Origin of the sequence: Sphingobium sp. HDIP04 (assembly GCF_000445085.1) — a bacterium.
GTDB classification, from domain to species: Bacteria; Pseudomonadota; Alphaproteobacteria; order Sphingomonadales; family Sphingomonadaceae; genus Sphingobium; species Sphingobium indicum.
Map to the genome: position 1 here is coordinate 1 of NZ_ATDO01000080.1, position 14,443 is coordinate 14,443.

At 65.9% G+C, this 14,443-nt stretch carries 16 protein-coding genes; 10 read left to right on the plus strand and 6 right to left on the minus strand.

The features are described 5' to 3' along the window. The 5 genes from L286_RS34400 to L286_RS34420 form a co-directional block, all read left to right on the plus strand. A partial coding sequence (locus L286_RS34400; RefSeq protein WP_021223351.1) for a TolC family protein occupies window positions 1-582 on the plus strand: 582 nt, incomplete at its 5' end. After that, window positions 575-2,089, plus strand: coding sequence for an efflux RND transporter periplasmic adaptor subunit (locus tag L286_RS34405; protein WP_020820984.1), 1,515 nt, complete (start codon window positions 575-577; stop codon window positions 2,087-2,089). The genes L286_RS34400 and L286_RS34405, both read left to right, overlap by 8 nt. Before the next feature lie 5 nt (window positions 2,090-2,094). Further along, window positions 2,095-2,796, plus strand: coding sequence for an ABC transporter ATP-binding protein (locus L286_RS34410; RefSeq protein WP_020820985.1), 702 nt, complete (start codon window positions 2,095-2,097; stop codon window positions 2,794-2,796). Window positions 2,797-2,857: 61 nt separating this feature from the next. Continuing rightward, complete coding sequence (locus tag L286_RS34415; RefSeq protein WP_007689001.1) at window positions 2,858-4,063, plus strand: ABC transporter permease; 1,206 nt, start codon at window positions 2,858-2,860, stop codon at window positions 4,061-4,063. 190 nt (window positions 4,064-4,253) lie between these two features. Next, entirely contained in the window at window positions 4,254-4,613 is a 360-nt protein-coding gene (locus L286_RS34420) for an RcnB family protein (RefSeq protein ID WP_020820986.1), read from the plus strand. 49 nt (window positions 4,614-4,662) lie between these two features. On the opposite strand, the gene L286_RS34425 is transcribed toward L286_RS34420, so the two are convergent. Then, window positions 4,663-6,066: a GntP family permease gene (locus L286_RS34425; RefSeq protein ID WP_020820987.1), complete on the minus strand. Its 1,404-nt coding sequence runs from the start codon at window positions 6,064-6,066 to the stop codon at window positions 4,663-4,665. Between the two features lie 320 nt (window positions 6,067-6,386). Between L286_RS34425 and rpsF the strand changes: the two genes are divergently transcribed. The 4 genes from rpsF to L286_RS34445 all read left to right on the plus strand — a co-directional run bounded on the left by rpsF (window position 6,387) and on the right by L286_RS34445 (window position 8,284). Next, window positions 6,387-6,791, plus strand: a complete 405-nt coding sequence (rpsF, locus tag L286_RS34430) for a 30S ribosomal protein S6 (protein ID WP_007688995.1) — start codon at window positions 6,387-6,389, stop codon at window positions 6,789-6,791. Window positions 6,792-6,804: 13 nt separating this feature from the next. After that, window positions 6,805-7,029: a 30S ribosomal protein S18 gene (rpsR, locus tag L286_RS34435; protein WP_004212076.1), complete on the plus strand. Its 225-nt coding sequence runs from the start codon at window positions 6,805-6,807 to the stop codon at window positions 7,027-7,029. Between the two features lie 13 nt (window positions 7,030-7,042). Continuing rightward, window positions 7,043-7,639, plus strand: coding sequence for a 50S ribosomal protein L9 (rplI, locus tag L286_RS34440; protein ID WP_013039941.1), 597 nt, complete (start codon window positions 7,043-7,045; stop codon window positions 7,637-7,639). A 270-nt stretch (window positions 7,640-7,909) separates the two neighbouring features. After that, window positions 7,910-8,284 carry a c-type cytochrome gene (locus L286_RS34445; RefSeq protein ID WP_020820988.1) on the plus strand — a complete coding sequence of 125 codons (375 nt, stop codon included), beginning with the start codon at window positions 7,910-7,912 and terminating at the stop codon, window positions 8,282-8,284. A gap of 243 nt (window positions 8,285-8,527) precedes the next feature. Here the strand turns inward: L286_RS34445 and L286_RS48970 are convergent, their stop codons facing one another. The 5 genes from L286_RS48970 to L286_RS34465 form a co-directional block, all read right to left on the minus strand. Next, window positions 8,528-8,683, minus strand: a complete 156-nt coding sequence (locus L286_RS48970; protein ID WP_007688983.1) for a hypothetical protein — start codon at window positions 8,681-8,683, stop codon at window positions 8,528-8,530. Window positions 8,684-9,231: 548 nt separating this feature from the next. Next, on the minus strand, window positions 9,232-9,444 hold the full coding sequence (locus tag L286_RS34450; RefSeq protein ID WP_007688981.1) for a DUF2093 domain-containing protein: 213 nt from the start codon (window positions 9,442-9,444) through the stop codon (window positions 9,232-9,234). Beyond that, entirely contained in the window at window positions 9,444-10,847 is a 1,404-nt protein-coding gene (locus tag L286_RS34455) for an NAD(P)H-dependent flavin oxidoreductase (RefSeq protein ID WP_025160510.1), read from the minus strand. The genes L286_RS34450 and L286_RS34455 overlap by 1 nt, the downstream gene beginning before the upstream one ends. 95 nt (window positions 10,848-10,942) lie before the next feature. Further along, window positions 10,943-12,094, minus strand: coding sequence for a glycosyltransferase family 4 protein (locus tag L286_RS34460; RefSeq protein ID WP_020820991.1), 1,152 nt, complete (start codon window positions 12,092-12,094; stop codon window positions 10,943-10,945). 15 nt (window positions 12,095-12,109) lie between these two features. Next, window positions 12,110-12,979 (minus strand): alpha/beta fold hydrolase, encoded by an 870-nt coding sequence (locus L286_RS34465; RefSeq protein WP_020820992.1) that lies wholly within the window; start codon window positions 12,977-12,979, stop codon window positions 12,110-12,112. A gap of 40 nt (window positions 12,980-13,019) precedes the next feature. On the opposite strand from L286_RS34465, the gene L286_RS34470 reads away from it, so the two are divergent. Next, entirely contained in the window at window positions 13,020-14,414 is a 1,395-nt protein-coding gene (locus L286_RS34470) for a protein adenylyltransferase SelO (RefSeq protein WP_020820993.1), read from the plus strand. The last annotated feature ends 29 nt before the right edge of the window (window positions 14,415-14,443 follow it).

Genomic DNA, 14,443 nt, shown 5'->3' on the forward strand with positions numbered 1-14,443 from the left:
CCCGCCGACACGCTGCGCCAGCGGCCGGACGTGCGCTCGGCCGAACGGGCGCTGGCCGCCGCAACGGCGCGCATCGGCGTGGCGCAGGCGCAGCTTTATCCCTCATTGGGCATCAGCGGCAATATCGGCACGACCTCCAACAGCTTCAAAGACCTGTTCAGCCTGGTCACCGGCGGCGTCTTCGCCAATGTGGCGCAGGTCATCTTCGACGGCGGACGCCTCGCCTCGCAGGTTCGTTCGCAGCGGGCGGCGACCGACGCCGCCTTCGCCGCCTACAAGCAGGCGGTGCTGTCCGCGCTGGAGGATGTGGAGAATGCCATGGCTTCGCTGTCGAGCGCCCGCGCCCGCAAGGCGGAGTTCGCGACCGCCTATGAAGCGTCGAACAACGCCGCGATCCTGGCGCGCAGCCAGTATCAGGCGGGCCTGATCGATTTCCAGACGCTTTCCCAGAGCGAGAACAGCCTTTTGAATGCGCGCAACAGCCTTGCCGGCGCGCAATCCGACGAAGTCCTTGGCCTGGCCCAGCTCTATAATGCGCTGGGCGGCGGCTGGCAGAATATGGAAAACCGTCCCAATGACTAACGATGCGACCAGCGATCAGGGCCTGAACGACTTTCTGGGGGCGCGGCCCGAAAGGCCGTGGCGCAAATGGGTGGTCCGGGGCGCGGTCGGCGTCGCCCTGCTGATCCTCGTCCTGCTGCTTGCCCGCTGCTTTTCGGGCGACGACAAACCCAATTACGCGACGCGGGAAGTGCGCAAGGGCGACCTCACCGTCTCCGTATCCGCCACCGGCAATCTGAAGCCCATCAACCAGGTCGATGTCGGTTCAGAACAGTCGGGCAAGATCACGGCGGTCCATGTCGATGTGAACGACCGCGTGACCAGGGGGCAGAAGCTGGCCGAACTCGACACCCGGCGGCTGGTGGACACGATCAACCAGAACCGGGCGCAGCTTGCCTCCTCGCAGGCCGGCGTTGCACAGGCGGAGGCGCAGGCGGCGCTGGCCAAGGCGACGCTCGACCGCCAGCTCAACGTGTTCAAGCTCTCCGGCGGGCGCGTTCCCGCCAGGACGGAACTGGATGCCGCCCGCGCCGACTACAGCTCCGCCCTCGCCAACCTCCGCTCGGCGCAGGCGCAGGTTCGCGTTTCCCAGGCGCAGCTTTCCACGGCGCAGACCAATCTTTCCATCGCCCAGATCGTCTCGCCCGTGACCGGCGTCGTCCTGTCCCGCGACATAGAGCCGGGCCAGACCGTCGCCGCCTCGCTGAACGCGCCGGTCCTTTTCACCATCGCCGAAGACCTGACCCAGATGGAGGTGGAGGTCTCGGTCGACGAGGCGGATGTCGGACAGGTGAAGGAGGGCCAGAGCGCCAATTTCTCCGTCGACGCCTTCCCCGGCCGCACCTTTCCGGCGCGAGTGACGCGGGTCAATGTCGGCTCCAACAGCGCCAGCGCCAGTTCCTCCTCCTCATCGGGCAGCAGCGCGGCCAGCAGCACGACGGGCACCGTCGTCGCCTATACGGCGGTGCTGTCGGTGGACAACAAGGACGAGATATTGCGCCCCGGCATGACCGCGACCGCCGACATCGTGACGCAGGAACTGCATGACGTGCTGCTCGTCCCCAACAGCGCGCTTCGCTTCAAGCCCAGCGCGGGCAACCAGGGCGGCGGCATCACCAGCCAGATCGTCCCCGGCCCCCGCCGTTTCCGCCGGGGCGGCGCGAACCGGCAGGTCAGCTTCGGCATCGGCAGCAGCCAGACCGTCTACGTCGTGGGCGAGGACGGCAATCCCAGGGCAGTGCAGGTGACCGTCGGCGCCAGCGACGGCGCGCGCACGGTCATCACCGGCGGCGGCCTCAAGCCCGGCATGCGCGTCATCACCGGGCAACTTGCCGCCGGCCAGCAGGCTCCGGCGGAGGACCAGGCCGATGGCGGTTCGCGGGGCGGCGGACCGCGTGACCGCAACCGCAGGCCGGAAGGCGACCGCTCCACCGACGGCAGCCCGGCGACCGTCGGCAAGCTCGGCAATTCGGGCGGCGGGAAGGCGGAAACAGCGCCGGTCCGCACCGGCCGCCAGAGCGGAAGCTGACGCGCATGGCGGCCGATCCGATCATCTCCCTGCGCGGCGTCACCAAGGTCTACGGCTCCGGCCCGACCGCCTTTCAGGCGCTGAAGGGCATCGACCTCGACATCGCGCAGGGCGATTTCGTGGCGGTCATGGGGCCTTCCGGCTCCGGCAAGTCGACGACGATGAACATATTGGGCTGCCTCGACGTGCCCACGGGCGGGGAGTTCCTGTTCAAGGGGCGGCATGTCGAAACGCTCGACCGCGACCAGCGCGCCCTGCTGCGCCGCCGCTATCTGGGCTTCGTGTTCCAGGGGTTCAACCTGTTGTCCCGCACCACGGCGCTGGAGAATGTCGAGTTGCCCCTGCTCTATCGCGGCGAGGACAAGAAGACCCGATATGAGGCCGGCATGGCCGCGCTGGACAAGGTCGGCCTGAAGGACTGGTGGGACCACACGCCCGCCGAACTGTCCGGCGGGCAGCAGCAGCGCGTCGCCATCGCCCGCGCCATCGTGACCCAGCCCGACGTGCTGCTGGCGGACGAGCCGACCGGCAACCTCGATTCCGAAAGATCGGTGGAGATCATGGAACTGCTGACCGACCTCAACCGCAATGGCGGCATCACCGTGCTGATGGTCACGCATGAGCCGGACATGGCCGCCTTTGCGCGCACCATCGTGCATTTCAAGGACGGGCTGGTGGAGCGGGTCGAGCAGGGGGTGACGGCGTGATCGCGATACCCTCCCCCGTCAATCCCGCGAAGGCGGGAATGAACGAAGGCGCGCGCGAAAGATGCTAGGCACCACCGTCATCCTCGCCTTCCGGGCGATCAACCGGCACAAGCTGCGCAGCTTCCTCACCACGCTGGGCATCATCATCGGCGTGGCGGCGGTCGTCACCATGGTCACGCTGGGCAATGGCGCGACCGCCGCCGTACGCGAGCAGATCAGTTCGCTCGGCGCCAATGTGCTGCAACTCCGCCCCGGCCAGGGTTTCGGCCGGGGCGGCGGCGGTCCGCGCCCGCCCGACTTCAAGCCCGCCGACCTGACCGCCATCGAGAACCAGCTTACCGGCGTCCGCGCCGTCGCGCCGATGGTGCAATCCAGCGGCACGGCCATTTACGAAGGCAGCAACTGGTCCACCACCGTCTACGGCACCACCGCCGCCTATTTCGAGGTGCAAAGCTGGAAGGCCGATACCGGCCGCCTCTTCATGCCGGAGGAGGAGGAGGCGGGAAAACCCGTCTGCATCATCGGCAATACGGTGCGCACCAACCTGTTCCAGAGCAATGACCCGGTCGGCAAGCGCATACGCATCAAGGGCGTATCCTGCCAGGTGATCGGCGCGCTCGCCACGCGGGGCCAGGGCGGATTCGGGGATCAGGACGATGTCGTCGTCATGCCGATCAAGTTCGTCCAGCGCCGCTTCACCGGCGACCGCGACATCAGCCAGATCATGGTCGCGGTGGACGACGCCTACGACACCAGCGCGGTCCAGGCCAGCCTGGAGGAACTGATGCGCGAACGCCGCAAGGTGAAGCCGGGCGCGGAGGACAATTTCAACGTCTTCGACACCAAGCAGATCAGCGACACGCTGACCGGCACCACCACCATATTGACGCAGATCGTGGCGGCGGTGGCGGCGATTTCCCTGCTGGTCGGCGGCATCGGCATCATGAACATCATGCTGGTTTCGGTGACGGAGCGCACGCGGGAGATCGGCATCCGCCTCGCCATCGGCGCGGTCGCGCGCGAAGTGCTGATGCAGTTCCTGGTCGAGGCCATCGTGCTGTCCTGCCTGGGCGGGCTGATCGGCCTGTTCCTGGCGCTGGTCGCGTCGGTCGCCATCGCGCCGCTGATGCAGGTGCCCTTCATCTTCGACGTGAAGGTGAATGTGATCGCCTTCCTCTTTTCGGCCGCCATCGGGGTGGTCTTCGGCTATTTCCCGGCCCGACGCGCCGCCGCGCTCAACCCCATCGACGCCCTGCGCCACGAATGACGGCGGACCGAAAGTTCATTCAAGCCCTTGAAAGACGGTCTTTTCTGAACCGATATTCAGACTAATTCCGCTTCTGTTACAATTTTCGACAATCCTTGGGCATGGTCGGCACAGGCCTGCGACAAATGGCTCCTAATTCTGTCTTCAACGCCGGGAGAGCCGGCCGGAGCAAGAAAGAAGGAGCAAGATCATGTTCAAGAAGATTCTGATGGGTCTGGCCGCCACCGCCATGACCGCCAGCCCGATGGTCGCCTCGCAGGCGCAGGCCGCGCATCAGCGTGAAGTCCGCCAGGTCGTGAAGCACGGCCCCCACGGCCGCACCGTCACCCGGACCACGGTGGTCCGCAAGGACGATCATCGCCGCTGGGCCAAGGGGCAGCGATTCGACCGACGCTATGCGACCAACTATCGCGTGATCAACAATTATCGCGGCTATCGCCTGAACGCCCCGCCGCGCGGTTACCGCTGGGTCCGCTCCGGCAATGACGCGGTCCTGATCGCCATCACCAGCGGCATCATCGGCGCGGTCGTCGCAGGCGCCATCCGCTAAGCCGGCCACACCGGCCGGAACGCTCCGGAGCCACGCTCCGGGGCGTTTTTCATGTCAACCCCGTCAGATAATAGACCGCGATCACCACGAACACGGTGAAGGTCTTGATCAGGGTCAGCGCGAAAATATCCTTATAGGCCTGCCGATGGGTCAGCCCCGTCACCGCCAGCAGGGTGATGATGGCCCCGTTATGCGGCAGGCTGTCCATGCCCCCGCTCGCCATGGAGGCCACCCGATGCAGCACCTCGCGCGGGATGCCCGCCGCGTCCCCCGCCGCCGCGAACTGCTCCGCCATAGCCGCCAGCGCTATCGACAGCCCGCCCGAAGCAGACCCCGTGATCCCGGCAAGCGACGTCACCGTGATCGCCTCATTGACCAACGGATCGGGCACGGCCCTCAGCGCCTCCTTCACCACCAGGAAACCCGGCAGCGCCGCGATCACCGCGCCGAAGCCATATTCGACCGCCGTATTCATCCCCGCCAGCAGGGCGCCGCCCACCGCCGCCTTCGACCCGTCGGCGAAGCGCCGCGCCACAGGGCGGAAGGCAAAGAGCAGGATCGTCCCGATCCCCAGCAGCAAGGCGCCCTCCACGGCCCAGAGCGCGGCGACCTGCGCCACCTTCACCGCGACCGGATCGGTCAAGCCGGGCAGCGACATGCTAACCTCCTCCCCCGCAGCCAGGCGCGGGATCAGCATGGTCAGCGCCAGATTGCCCAATCCCACCACCAGCAACGGCAGCAGGGCGACCAGCGGATGCACGGCCCGCCCGCCCATGTCCGCCGCCTCCGGTTCGTTCACCAGCGTCTCCGGCGCGCCATAGCCCTCCCCCGCCGCCCGCATCGCCCGCCGGCGCCAGCCCAGATAGGCAAGGCCCAGCCCCATGATGCAGGCCGATCCGATCAGCCCCAGCACCGGCGCCGCCCAGGCGGTCGTGCCGAAGAAGCTGGTGGGGATGATGTTCTGGATCTGCGGCGTCCCCGGCATCGCGTCCATGGTGAAGGTGATCGCCCCCAGGCCGATGGTCGCGGGCACCAGCCGCTTGGGGATGTCGCCCTGCCGGAACATCTCGGCGGCGAAGGGATAGACGGCGAACACCGCCACGAACACCGAAACCCCGCCATAGGTCAGCAGCGCGGTCACCAGCATGATCGCCGGGATCGCCCTCTGCGCCCCCACCAGCCCGATCACAGCCGTCACGATGACACGCGAAAAGCCCGAAATCTCGATCAGCTTCCCGAACAGAGCGCCCAGCAGGAAGACCGGGAAATAGAGTTTCAGGAAGCTCCCCACCTTGTCCATGAACAGGCCGGAAAAGACCGCCGGCACCGCGGCCGGATCGGTCAGGAACACCGCCAGCATCGCCAGCAACGGCGCCATCACGATGACGCTCATCCCCCGATAGGCCGCGACCATCAGCAAAATCAGCGAAAGCGCCGCGATACCGACCGCCATTACCATCTCCCCCAGAAATCACATCCGTTCGCACTGAGCTTGTCGAAGTGCTTTCCTTACTTTTCCATGGATAGAAGGAAGTGGAAGGCATCGACAAGCCTGTCCTGAGCCCGTCGAAGGGCTCAGCCCGAACGGAGGAGGGATTGGCTCAAACCCTTTCAACTCTTCCTTGCCTTTCCCCCGCATTTCCGCCATAGGCGCCGCTTCGCTTGGCCGGAGGTGACTCGCGGCCCTGCGAACGAATGCTTATGGACGACAGCCGGAGGGGCGTTTCGCATGGGGCGGGCGTCAGCGATCGGCCAACAGATGAGGCAATATCCATGGCTCTTTACGAGCATGTGTTCCTTGCGCGCCAGGATCTGGCACAGGCGCAGGTGGACGCCCTGGCGGAAACCGCCACCAAGATCGTCGAGGAAATGCAGGGCAAGGTGACCAAGGTGGAAACCTGGGGCCTGCGCAGCCTGGCCTACAAGATCGCCAAGAACCGCAAGGCGCACTATGTGATGCTGAACATCGACGCCCCCGCCGGCGTCGTCGCGGAACTGGAGCGCCAGACCCAGATCAACGAAGACATCATCCGCTACATGACCATCAAGGTCGATGAGCTGGAAACCGGCCCGTCGGTCATGATGCGCAAGCAGGAACGCGCCGAGCGCGGTCCGCGCGGCGAGCGTGGCGATCGCGGCCCGCGCCGCGAGCGCGAAGAAGCCCCGGCTGGCGAATAAGGAGATCTGAAACATGGCACGCCCGTTTTTCCGCCGCCGCAAGAGCTGCCCCTTCGCCGCCAAGGATGCGCCGAAGATCGATTACAAGGACGTCCGTCTGCTCCAGGGCTTCGTGTCCGAGCGCGGCAAGATCGTCCCCAGCCGCATCACCGCGGTGTCCGCCAAGAAGCAGCGCGAACTGGCCCAGGCCATCAAGCGCGCCCGTCACCTGGGCCTGCTGCCCTACATCGTGAAGTGAGGGAGTAAGACCCATGGAAATCATTCTCCTCGAACGGATCGAGAAGCTGGGCGCCATCGGCGACGTCGTCACCGTGAAGGACGGTTACGCGCGTAACTACCTGCTGCCCAACAAGAAGGCGCTGCGTTCGAACGCCGCCAACAAAAAGGTGTTCGAAGCCAACCGCGCCAAGATCGAGGCCGACAACGCCGCCCGCCGCTCGGACGCCGAAAAGGCTGCCGAAGGCGTCAACGGCAAGCAGATCGTCCTGATCCGCCAGTCGTCCAACGCCGGCCATCTCTACGGTTCAGTCGCCGTCCGCGACGTGGTGGAAGCGCTGCACGCCGATGGCGTCACCAACGTCACCAAGGCGATGGTCGTGCTGGAACGCCCGATCAAGACGCTGGGCGTGTTCGACGTCAAGGTCGCGCTGCACCCGGAAGTCGCCGTCACCATCACGGTGAACGTCGCCCGCTCGCCGGAAGAAGCCGAGCTTCAGAGCCAGGGCGTCGACGTGATGGCCGACCTGTTCGAAAAGGACGAGAGCGGCTTCATCGAAGATTACGATCCGAATGCGGAACCCGGCGAAATCGCCGTGGAAGCCGAAGAAGCTCCGGCCGAAGAAGCCTGAGGCTTCCTTTCGGAACGACAATAGGAAAGCCGCCCCTCACCGGGCGGCTTTTTTATTGGCGCCGGGTTTGTCGGCCGATGGGGAGAAAGGCTGTCCGGCGGACCTGGGAGGGCAGCACCCCGGCCCAGAGCGCCGAACAGCCTTTCCGCCGCTCTCCATAGAGCGCCCTTCCGGCGCGCTCTTCAATTCACGTTCAGATTCAGGCTGCTATTCGCCATTTACGCACCCCGGCATGAATTCCAGCCGGTCATCAAGGGAAGAGGACAATCGATGATTTCGAGGTTCGCCGCGCTCGCCGCTGCCATGCTGATCGCGAGTCCCGCGCTTGCCCAGACTGGCGACGCCGCCAAGGGCAAGGCGGTCTTCGCCCGCTGCATGGCCTGTCATGCGGTCGATCCGGGAGTCAACCGTCTGGGTCCGTCGCTCGGGGGAATCGTGGGCCGGCCATCCGGCGCGGTTCCGGGTTTCGCCTATTCCGCCGCGATGAAGAAAGCCAGTATCCGCTGGGACGCCAAGTCGCTGGACGCTTTCCTGACCAAGCCGTCCGCCAGCGTGCCGGGCAACAAGATGATGTTCGCGGGCCTGCCCAATCCCGCGGATCGCGCCAATCTGATCGCCTATCTCGCCAGCGCGGGCAGGAAATGATCTGAAAACCATGCATGCAGATTTTCCGCCTGCTTGGGAAATCGCTCCAGGCAGGTGGGCAATTCGACATTCGAAGGACTGGGTGATTTGGGTGGTTTCCCACCACTCCTCCTTTCGTCGCCCCGGGGCTTGGCCCGGGGTGACGGGAAGTAGCCAACGCGCTCCAGCGCCAATCGGCATTCGGTTCAGCGCGAGAAGGCGGACGATGGCCAGCCTCATCCCACTTCACGGAAACACTCCGGTTCAAAGCCCCAGGCGGCTCCAGAACTCGTCGGGCTTGACCGGCGTCCCGCTTTCGGATGGACGTTCGGGACGGGTCCAGGAGGAATGGGGAATGTGGATTTGCGGGCTGGCGCCGAATCGGCGTTGGCGGCGGGAACGAATGGCATTGCGGGTCATCGTCTTCTCCTGTCGAGGAGGAACACGAAACCTTGCGTCGTCGCTTCAGTACCGTGCGCTTTAGCCGTTGGTGACGCGGAGCAAGCTGACATCCTTCAAAAGCCGCGGAGCGTTGCGCTCGGCAATATATCTACTGCATTTGTAGAGAGATGGAAGATAGCTTTGCTTAAGTCGTGCAGACCGCAGGTTTCGCGGCACAGCCGGCCCGAGTTCCGTCATTAGAGAACAAGGGTGAGACGCGCCTGTCAGAACACCACATTGTAGAGGAACCAGCCCATGATCAGCAGGCTCGTCACAACACAGAGACGATCACCGAAAATGTCGATCCGCGACATCGCTTGCATCCTTCCTTGGTCGAGCGATCTTCGTCGCCTCGTTTATGAAGGATAAACCATCAGCGCGGAGAAAGGAATAGAATAACTGCGCCCGACCGATCCATAAAAGCGCCGAACCGAAAATATGGGGTCTTGAACATCATTAGGGCGCAGTGCGGCAAGAAGTGCCGCTTCATCCCGGCAGTCCTCGCAAATCAATCTATATTCAAGCCGTTAGCGAAAGCCGGCGCCGCGATGTTCCAGGAAGGAACGGGTCGCTTCCTCCGGCCCCCGATAAGCCTCCTGAAACTCCGCGCTCCAATATTTGAGGTCTTCCAGATCGATACGCGCACCCGAAACCGCGCAGAGCACGAACTGCCCCGGTCGCACGACATCGAAATGCGGCGTGTCGTAATGCAGCACCGCCAGTCCCTGAATATCCGCCATCAGTCGCCGGTCAGGATGCGATCGACGAGCTGCTTCACGGTCGGCACGAACCCGTTGGAGTAGAAGGGATCCTGCTTGAACTTATAGGCGCCATGGCCCGCGAACAGCAGATTCTTGTCGAGATCGCCGCCATGCACCGCCTCCTGCAAGGACTTCTGGATGCAGAAGCTGCGCGGGTCGGCCAGGCGCCCGGTCGAGTTGGTCTCGCTGTCCATCCAGCTTGAGAAGGCGCATTGGCTGAGGCAGCCCATGCAGTCGGTCTGGTCCTTGCGGATTTCGGCCTTTTCCTCCTCGGTCACGAACACCAGCGTATTGTCGGGCGTCTTGAGCGCGGAGGTGAAGCCCTGCCCCACCCATTCGCGGGCGCGCAGCAGGTCGCCCCGCGTCACCCAGAAATTCTTGCCCTTCACGCCCGCGTCGAGCTGGTGCGTATGGTCGCCCGCCTGTTCGGTGCTGAAGGGAATCTGCCGTTCGGAGCGCGCCTCAAGCTGGCGCAGGAAGGGATTGCGGACCGCCGAACTGTAGAAGCCGGTCGGCGAGAAGCGGTGCAACAGCACGTCGCCCGGCTCCAACTGCATCAGCCGCTCTTTCCAGAGCTGCGGGATCGGGCTTTCCTGCGTCAGCAGCGGACGGGTGCCGAACTGGAACATGATCGCGCCCAGTTCGGGATTGTCGATCCAGTCGTTCCAGTCCTTGAGCGCCCAGACGCCGCCCGCCATGACGATGGGCACATCGTCGGAAATGCCGCCTTCCCGCATGGTGGCGCGCAGGTCGCGGACGCGGGGATAGGGATCCTGCGGCGCCTTCGGGTCTTCGGCGTTGGACAGGCCGTTATGCCCGCCCGCCAGCCACGGGTCCTCATAGACCACGGCGGCGAGCCATTCCGACGCCTTGGAATAGGCGCGCTTCCACAGGGCGCGGAAGGCGCGGCCGGAACTGACGATGGGCAGATAGTTGACGCCGTAGGAGGCGGCGATCTCCGACAGCTTGTAGGGCATGCCCGCGCCGCAGGTGACGCCCGCGACCATTCCCTTCGTCTTTTCCAGGACGCCGTGCAGGACGCGCTGCGCGCCGCCCATTTCCCAGAGCACGTTGATGTTGATCGCGCCCTTGCCGCCCGCGATTTCGAAGGCGCGCTTCACCTGCTCGACCGCGCCGTCTATGGCATAGGCGATCAGTTCCTCATGCCGGTCGCGACGGGTGCGGCCATGATAGACCTGGGGAATGACGTTGCCGAAGCTGTCATAGCTGTCCGCATTGACCGCCGACACCGTGCCGATGCCGCCGGCCGCCGCCCAGGCGCCGGAACTGGCATGGTTGGAAACGGCCACCCCCTTGCCGCCTTCGACCAATGGCCAGACTTCCCGGCCGCCGTAAACGATGGGCTTCAACCCCTTGAACAACGCAATCTCCCACGCAAAAAATTCCGTGGCCCCCAACCACATGAAGGCCGCCCTATAGCAGCTTTGCGGTCGGATGACGAATATTTGGGCGCGCCCTACCGCAAAATATGGGGACTGGATAGTGCCTGCCCGTAAAGCGCGGCATAGGCGTCCACCATCGCGGCTTCGGTGAAATCGCGCCCGGCGCGGTGACGATTCGCCTCGCCAAGCCGTTGCCGCAGGTCCGGGTCGCCGGCCAGCGTGCCGAGCGCGGCCGACAGGGCCGCCTCGTCCGGGACGATGAACGGCCGGTTTTCGGGCGCGACCATGGCGGCGACGTCGCCCACGTCGGTCGATGCGACGGGCAGGCCCGCCGCCATCCCCTCCACCAGCGAGATCGGGAACTGCTCGCTGTCGGAAGACAAAGCGAAGATGTCGAACAGGCCCATGAAGCGCCAGGGTTCCGGCAGGAATCCGGCCATGCAGATGTCGGCCAGTCCGTGATCCCTGGCTTCCGCCGCTATGGCGTCGCGCTCCGGCCCCTCCCCCACCACCACCAGCTGGAGCCGCTCGCGATGCGGCGCGACGGCGCGGACGAGGCGGCGGATATTCTTGACCGGACGCAGGCCCGCCACGGTGCCGACCAGCAGCTTGCCGGGCGCGCGGTCGAGGGCGGGAATGGCGTCGGGCAAGGGCGGCTGCCCATAGCGCGCCGTGTCGATGCCGTTGCGGATCAGATGGACCTTCCGCGGCGGCTGACGCCACATGTCGCGGGCGATGCCTTCAAGCCGGACGGACGGGACGACCAGCGCATGCGCGCGCTGGAGCGCCAGGCGGCGATAGAGGTTGCGCTGCGGCTTGAGGCCGCCCGCCTCATCCGCGTTGAAGCCGTCCTCATGATGGATCAGCGGCGGCCCGCCATGGATGCGCCGCGCCATCACCGCGTCCATCGCGCCCCAATTATAGCTGAGGACAAGGTCGTAATCCGCCAGGAAGGCCGCGATCGCCCTGAAGCGCCCAAGGCCCGGCCTGCCGGCGAGCGGAGGGGATTCGGGAAAGTCGACCGGCGTGGCGGGGTCGATGGCGTCGCGCGCGCTCATCAGTTGGGGCGCGGCGCTGACGATGCTGTGACGGGCGCGGTCGCCCCAGAGGTTCATCAGGCGCACGGCCCGCGCCTCCTTGCCGCCCAGTGAAAAGCTGCCGTGGACATGCAGCAGCCGGGGCGGGCCATCGATCTGCCGAGGCCGGCGCGCGGCGAAACGGTCCATGCCGCTCAAGCCGCTTCAGCCATTCAGCACCCGCGCCAGCAGCCGGTCGATGGCGACGACGGATTCCGGCTCGTCCAGGACGGGGGCGTGACCGACATTGGAAATGGTCGCGCATTCCGCGCCGGGGCCGATTTCCGCCACCATGCGGGCGGCGGTGGCGGCGGAGAGCAGGTCGGAACGCTCGCCCCGCAGCACCAGCGTCGGAATGCCGCGAAAGGCCTGCATGACCGGCCACATGTCGACGCTCGCCTCGCTGCCCGCGACCCGCAAGGGTTCGGCTATGCGCATGTCATAGTCCAGCACGATCCGACCCGCGCTGTTGAGGCGGTAGAGGCGCTTGGCCATGGCCAGCCATTGGTCGAGGCCATAGCCGGGATAGATGTCCCGGTTCGATTCCTCCAGGGCGCGGGCGGCATGGACCCAGCTTGGATGCGACTGGCCGATGCCGACATAGGTGCGGATGCGCGCAAGGCCGGCCTCCTCCAGCGTCGGCCCGACATCGTTGAGCAGCGCGCCCGCCAGCCATTCGCGATGGGTCGCCGCGATCAGCATGGTGATGATGCCGCCCAGCGACGTGCCGATGGCGACGAAGCGGGTGATGGCCAGGTCCGCCAGCAGGCGGCCGATGTCCTGCAGATAGGTGAGCGGGACATAGGTCATCGGGTCCTTCGCCTGCGCGCTTTCGGCGCGACCGCGCATGTCGGGACAGATGAGGCGCCATGGCCCCGCGAGGCGCGCCGCCAGCGGTTCGAAATCGCGGGCGTTGCGAGTGAGGCCCGGCAGGCAGAGCAGGGGCGGACGGCCATCGTCGCCGCCAGCATAATCGCGATAATGGAGCCTCAGCCCGTCGGGGGACCACCAGTATCCGTCGCTATGGCTGCTCAAGCTGCTTGATCCTTCCACCCTGCATCCCCCATATCGCCGCATGCGCCCTGCCCTGCAACCCGCCAAATTCAGCCCCGCGAACGAAATCGCCGCGCTGCAGCCCGATTTTGCCGATCCCGTCGCGGCGGCGGACTTTCCCCGGACCGTCCTGCGGTTCCGCAATGACCGCTGGGCGAAAGCGGTGGGCCTCAGCGACCTGAGCGATGAGCAATGGCTGGCGCATTTCGGCCGGTTCCAGCCGCTGGAGGGATCGCTGCCCCAGCCGCTGGCGCTGCGCTATCATGGGCATCAGTTCCGCGTGTACAATCCCGACATCGGGGACGGCCGCGGTTTCCTGTTCACGCAGCTTCGGGACGGCGCCGGCCGGCTGCTGGATTTGGGCACCAAGGGTTCGGGCCGGACGCCCTATAGCCGCTTCGGCGACGGCAGGCTGACGCTGAAGGGCGGCGTGCGGGAGATTTTGGCGACGGAGATGCTCGAGGCGCTGGGCGTCAACAGCTCCAAGACCTTTTCCATCGTCGAAACGGGCGAGGCGCTGGAGCGCAATGACGAACCCTCCCCCACCCGCGCGGCGGTGATGGTGCGGCTCAGCCACTCGCATATCCGCATCGGCTCCTTCCAGCGCGCCGCCTATTTCGACGACAAGGCGCTGCTGGAGCGGCTGGTCGACTATGCGCTGACGAAGCTCTACGGCGAGGAGCCGGGCGACAATCCTCCCGCGCAACTGCTGGGCCGGGTGGTTGAACGCACGGCCGATCTGGCGGCGAGCTATATGGTGGCGGGCTTCGTCCATGGCGTGCTCAACAGCGACAACATCAATGTGACGGGCGAGAGCTTCGACTATGGGCCGTGGCGGTTCGCGCCGCTTTGGGAACCGGGGTTCACCGCCGCCTATTTCGACCATGCCGGGCTCTACGCCTTCGGACGGCAGGCGGAGGCGATCCATTGGGACGTGGCGCAGCTTGCCGTGTCGTTGCGTCCCTTGACGGAGGCCGAACCGCTGATCGCGCAGTTGGAGCGTTTTCCAGCGCTTTATGGCGAGGCGATGGCGCGCCGCTTCTGCTGGCGCCTGGGAGTCGTGCCGACGGACGATGCCGCCGCCATGGTCGAGGCGGCGGTTCGGGGCATGGTCGCCACCCAGCGGCCGATCGATCGCTTCTTCCAGGACTGGCGGGGCGGCGACCCCCGCGACGGCGCGCCCTATGCCGGGGAGGAATGGGCCGGTTTCCGCGAGGCGATCGCCGGGTTCGAGGCGAGCGGGCCGATGGATCATGGCTATTGGGCCGATCCGCTGCCCTGCTCCATGCATATCGATGAGGTGGAGGCGATCTGGAGCGCCATCGACCGGGATGACGACTGGGCGCCGCTGCATGCGAAGGTGACGGCGGTCCGCCGCATGGGCGAAGCGATGGGCGACGCCCCGGACCTGCCCTGAGCCGATGCCTCGCCGGGAGCCAGGCCCTT

Coding starts and splice junctions, on each gene's coding strand:
- L286_RS34405 (WP_020820984.1), top strand. CDS start 575: ATGACTAACGATGCGACCAGCGATCAGGGCCTGAACGACTTTCTGGGG.
- L286_RS34410 (WP_020820985.1), top strand. CDS start 2,095: ATGGCGGCCGATCCGATCATCTCCCTGCGCGGCGTCACCAAGGTCTAC.
- L286_RS34415 (WP_007689001.1), top strand. CDS start 2,858: ATGCTAGGCACCACCGTCATCCTCGCCTTCCGGGCGATCAACCGGCAC.
- L286_RS34420 (WP_020820986.1), top strand. CDS start 4,254: ATGTTCAAGAAGATTCTGATGGGTCTGGCCGCCACCGCCATGACCGCC.
- L286_RS34425 (WP_020820987.1), bottom strand. CDS start 6,066: ATGGCGGTCGGTATCGCGGCGCTTTCGCTGATTTTGCTGATGGTCGCG.
- rpsF (WP_007688995.1), top strand. CDS start 6,387: ATGGCTCTTTACGAGCATGTGTTCCTTGCGCGCCAGGATCTGGCACAG.
- rpsR (WP_004212076.1), top strand. CDS start 6,805: ATGGCACGCCCGTTTTTCCGCCGCCGCAAGAGCTGCCCCTTCGCCGCC.
- rplI (WP_013039941.1), top strand. CDS start 7,043: ATGGAAATCATTCTCCTCGAACGGATCGAGAAGCTGGGCGCCATCGGC.
- L286_RS34445 (WP_020820988.1), top strand. CDS start 7,910: ATGATTTCGAGGTTCGCCGCGCTCGCCGCTGCCATGCTGATCGCGAGT.
- L286_RS48970 (WP_007688983.1), bottom strand. CDS start 8,683: ATGACCCGCAATGCCATTCGTTCCCGCCGCCAACGCCGATTCGGCGCC.
- L286_RS34450 (WP_007688981.1), bottom strand. CDS start 9,444: ATGGCGGATATTCAGGGACTGGCGGTGCTGCATTACGACACGCCGCAT.
- L286_RS34460 (WP_020820991.1), bottom strand. CDS start 12,094: ATGGACCGTTTCGCCGCGCGCCGGCCTCGGCAGATCGATGGCCCGCCC.
- L286_RS34470 (WP_020820993.1), top strand. CDS start 13,020: ATGCGCCCTGCCCTGCAACCCGCCAAATTCAGCCCCGCGAACGAAATC.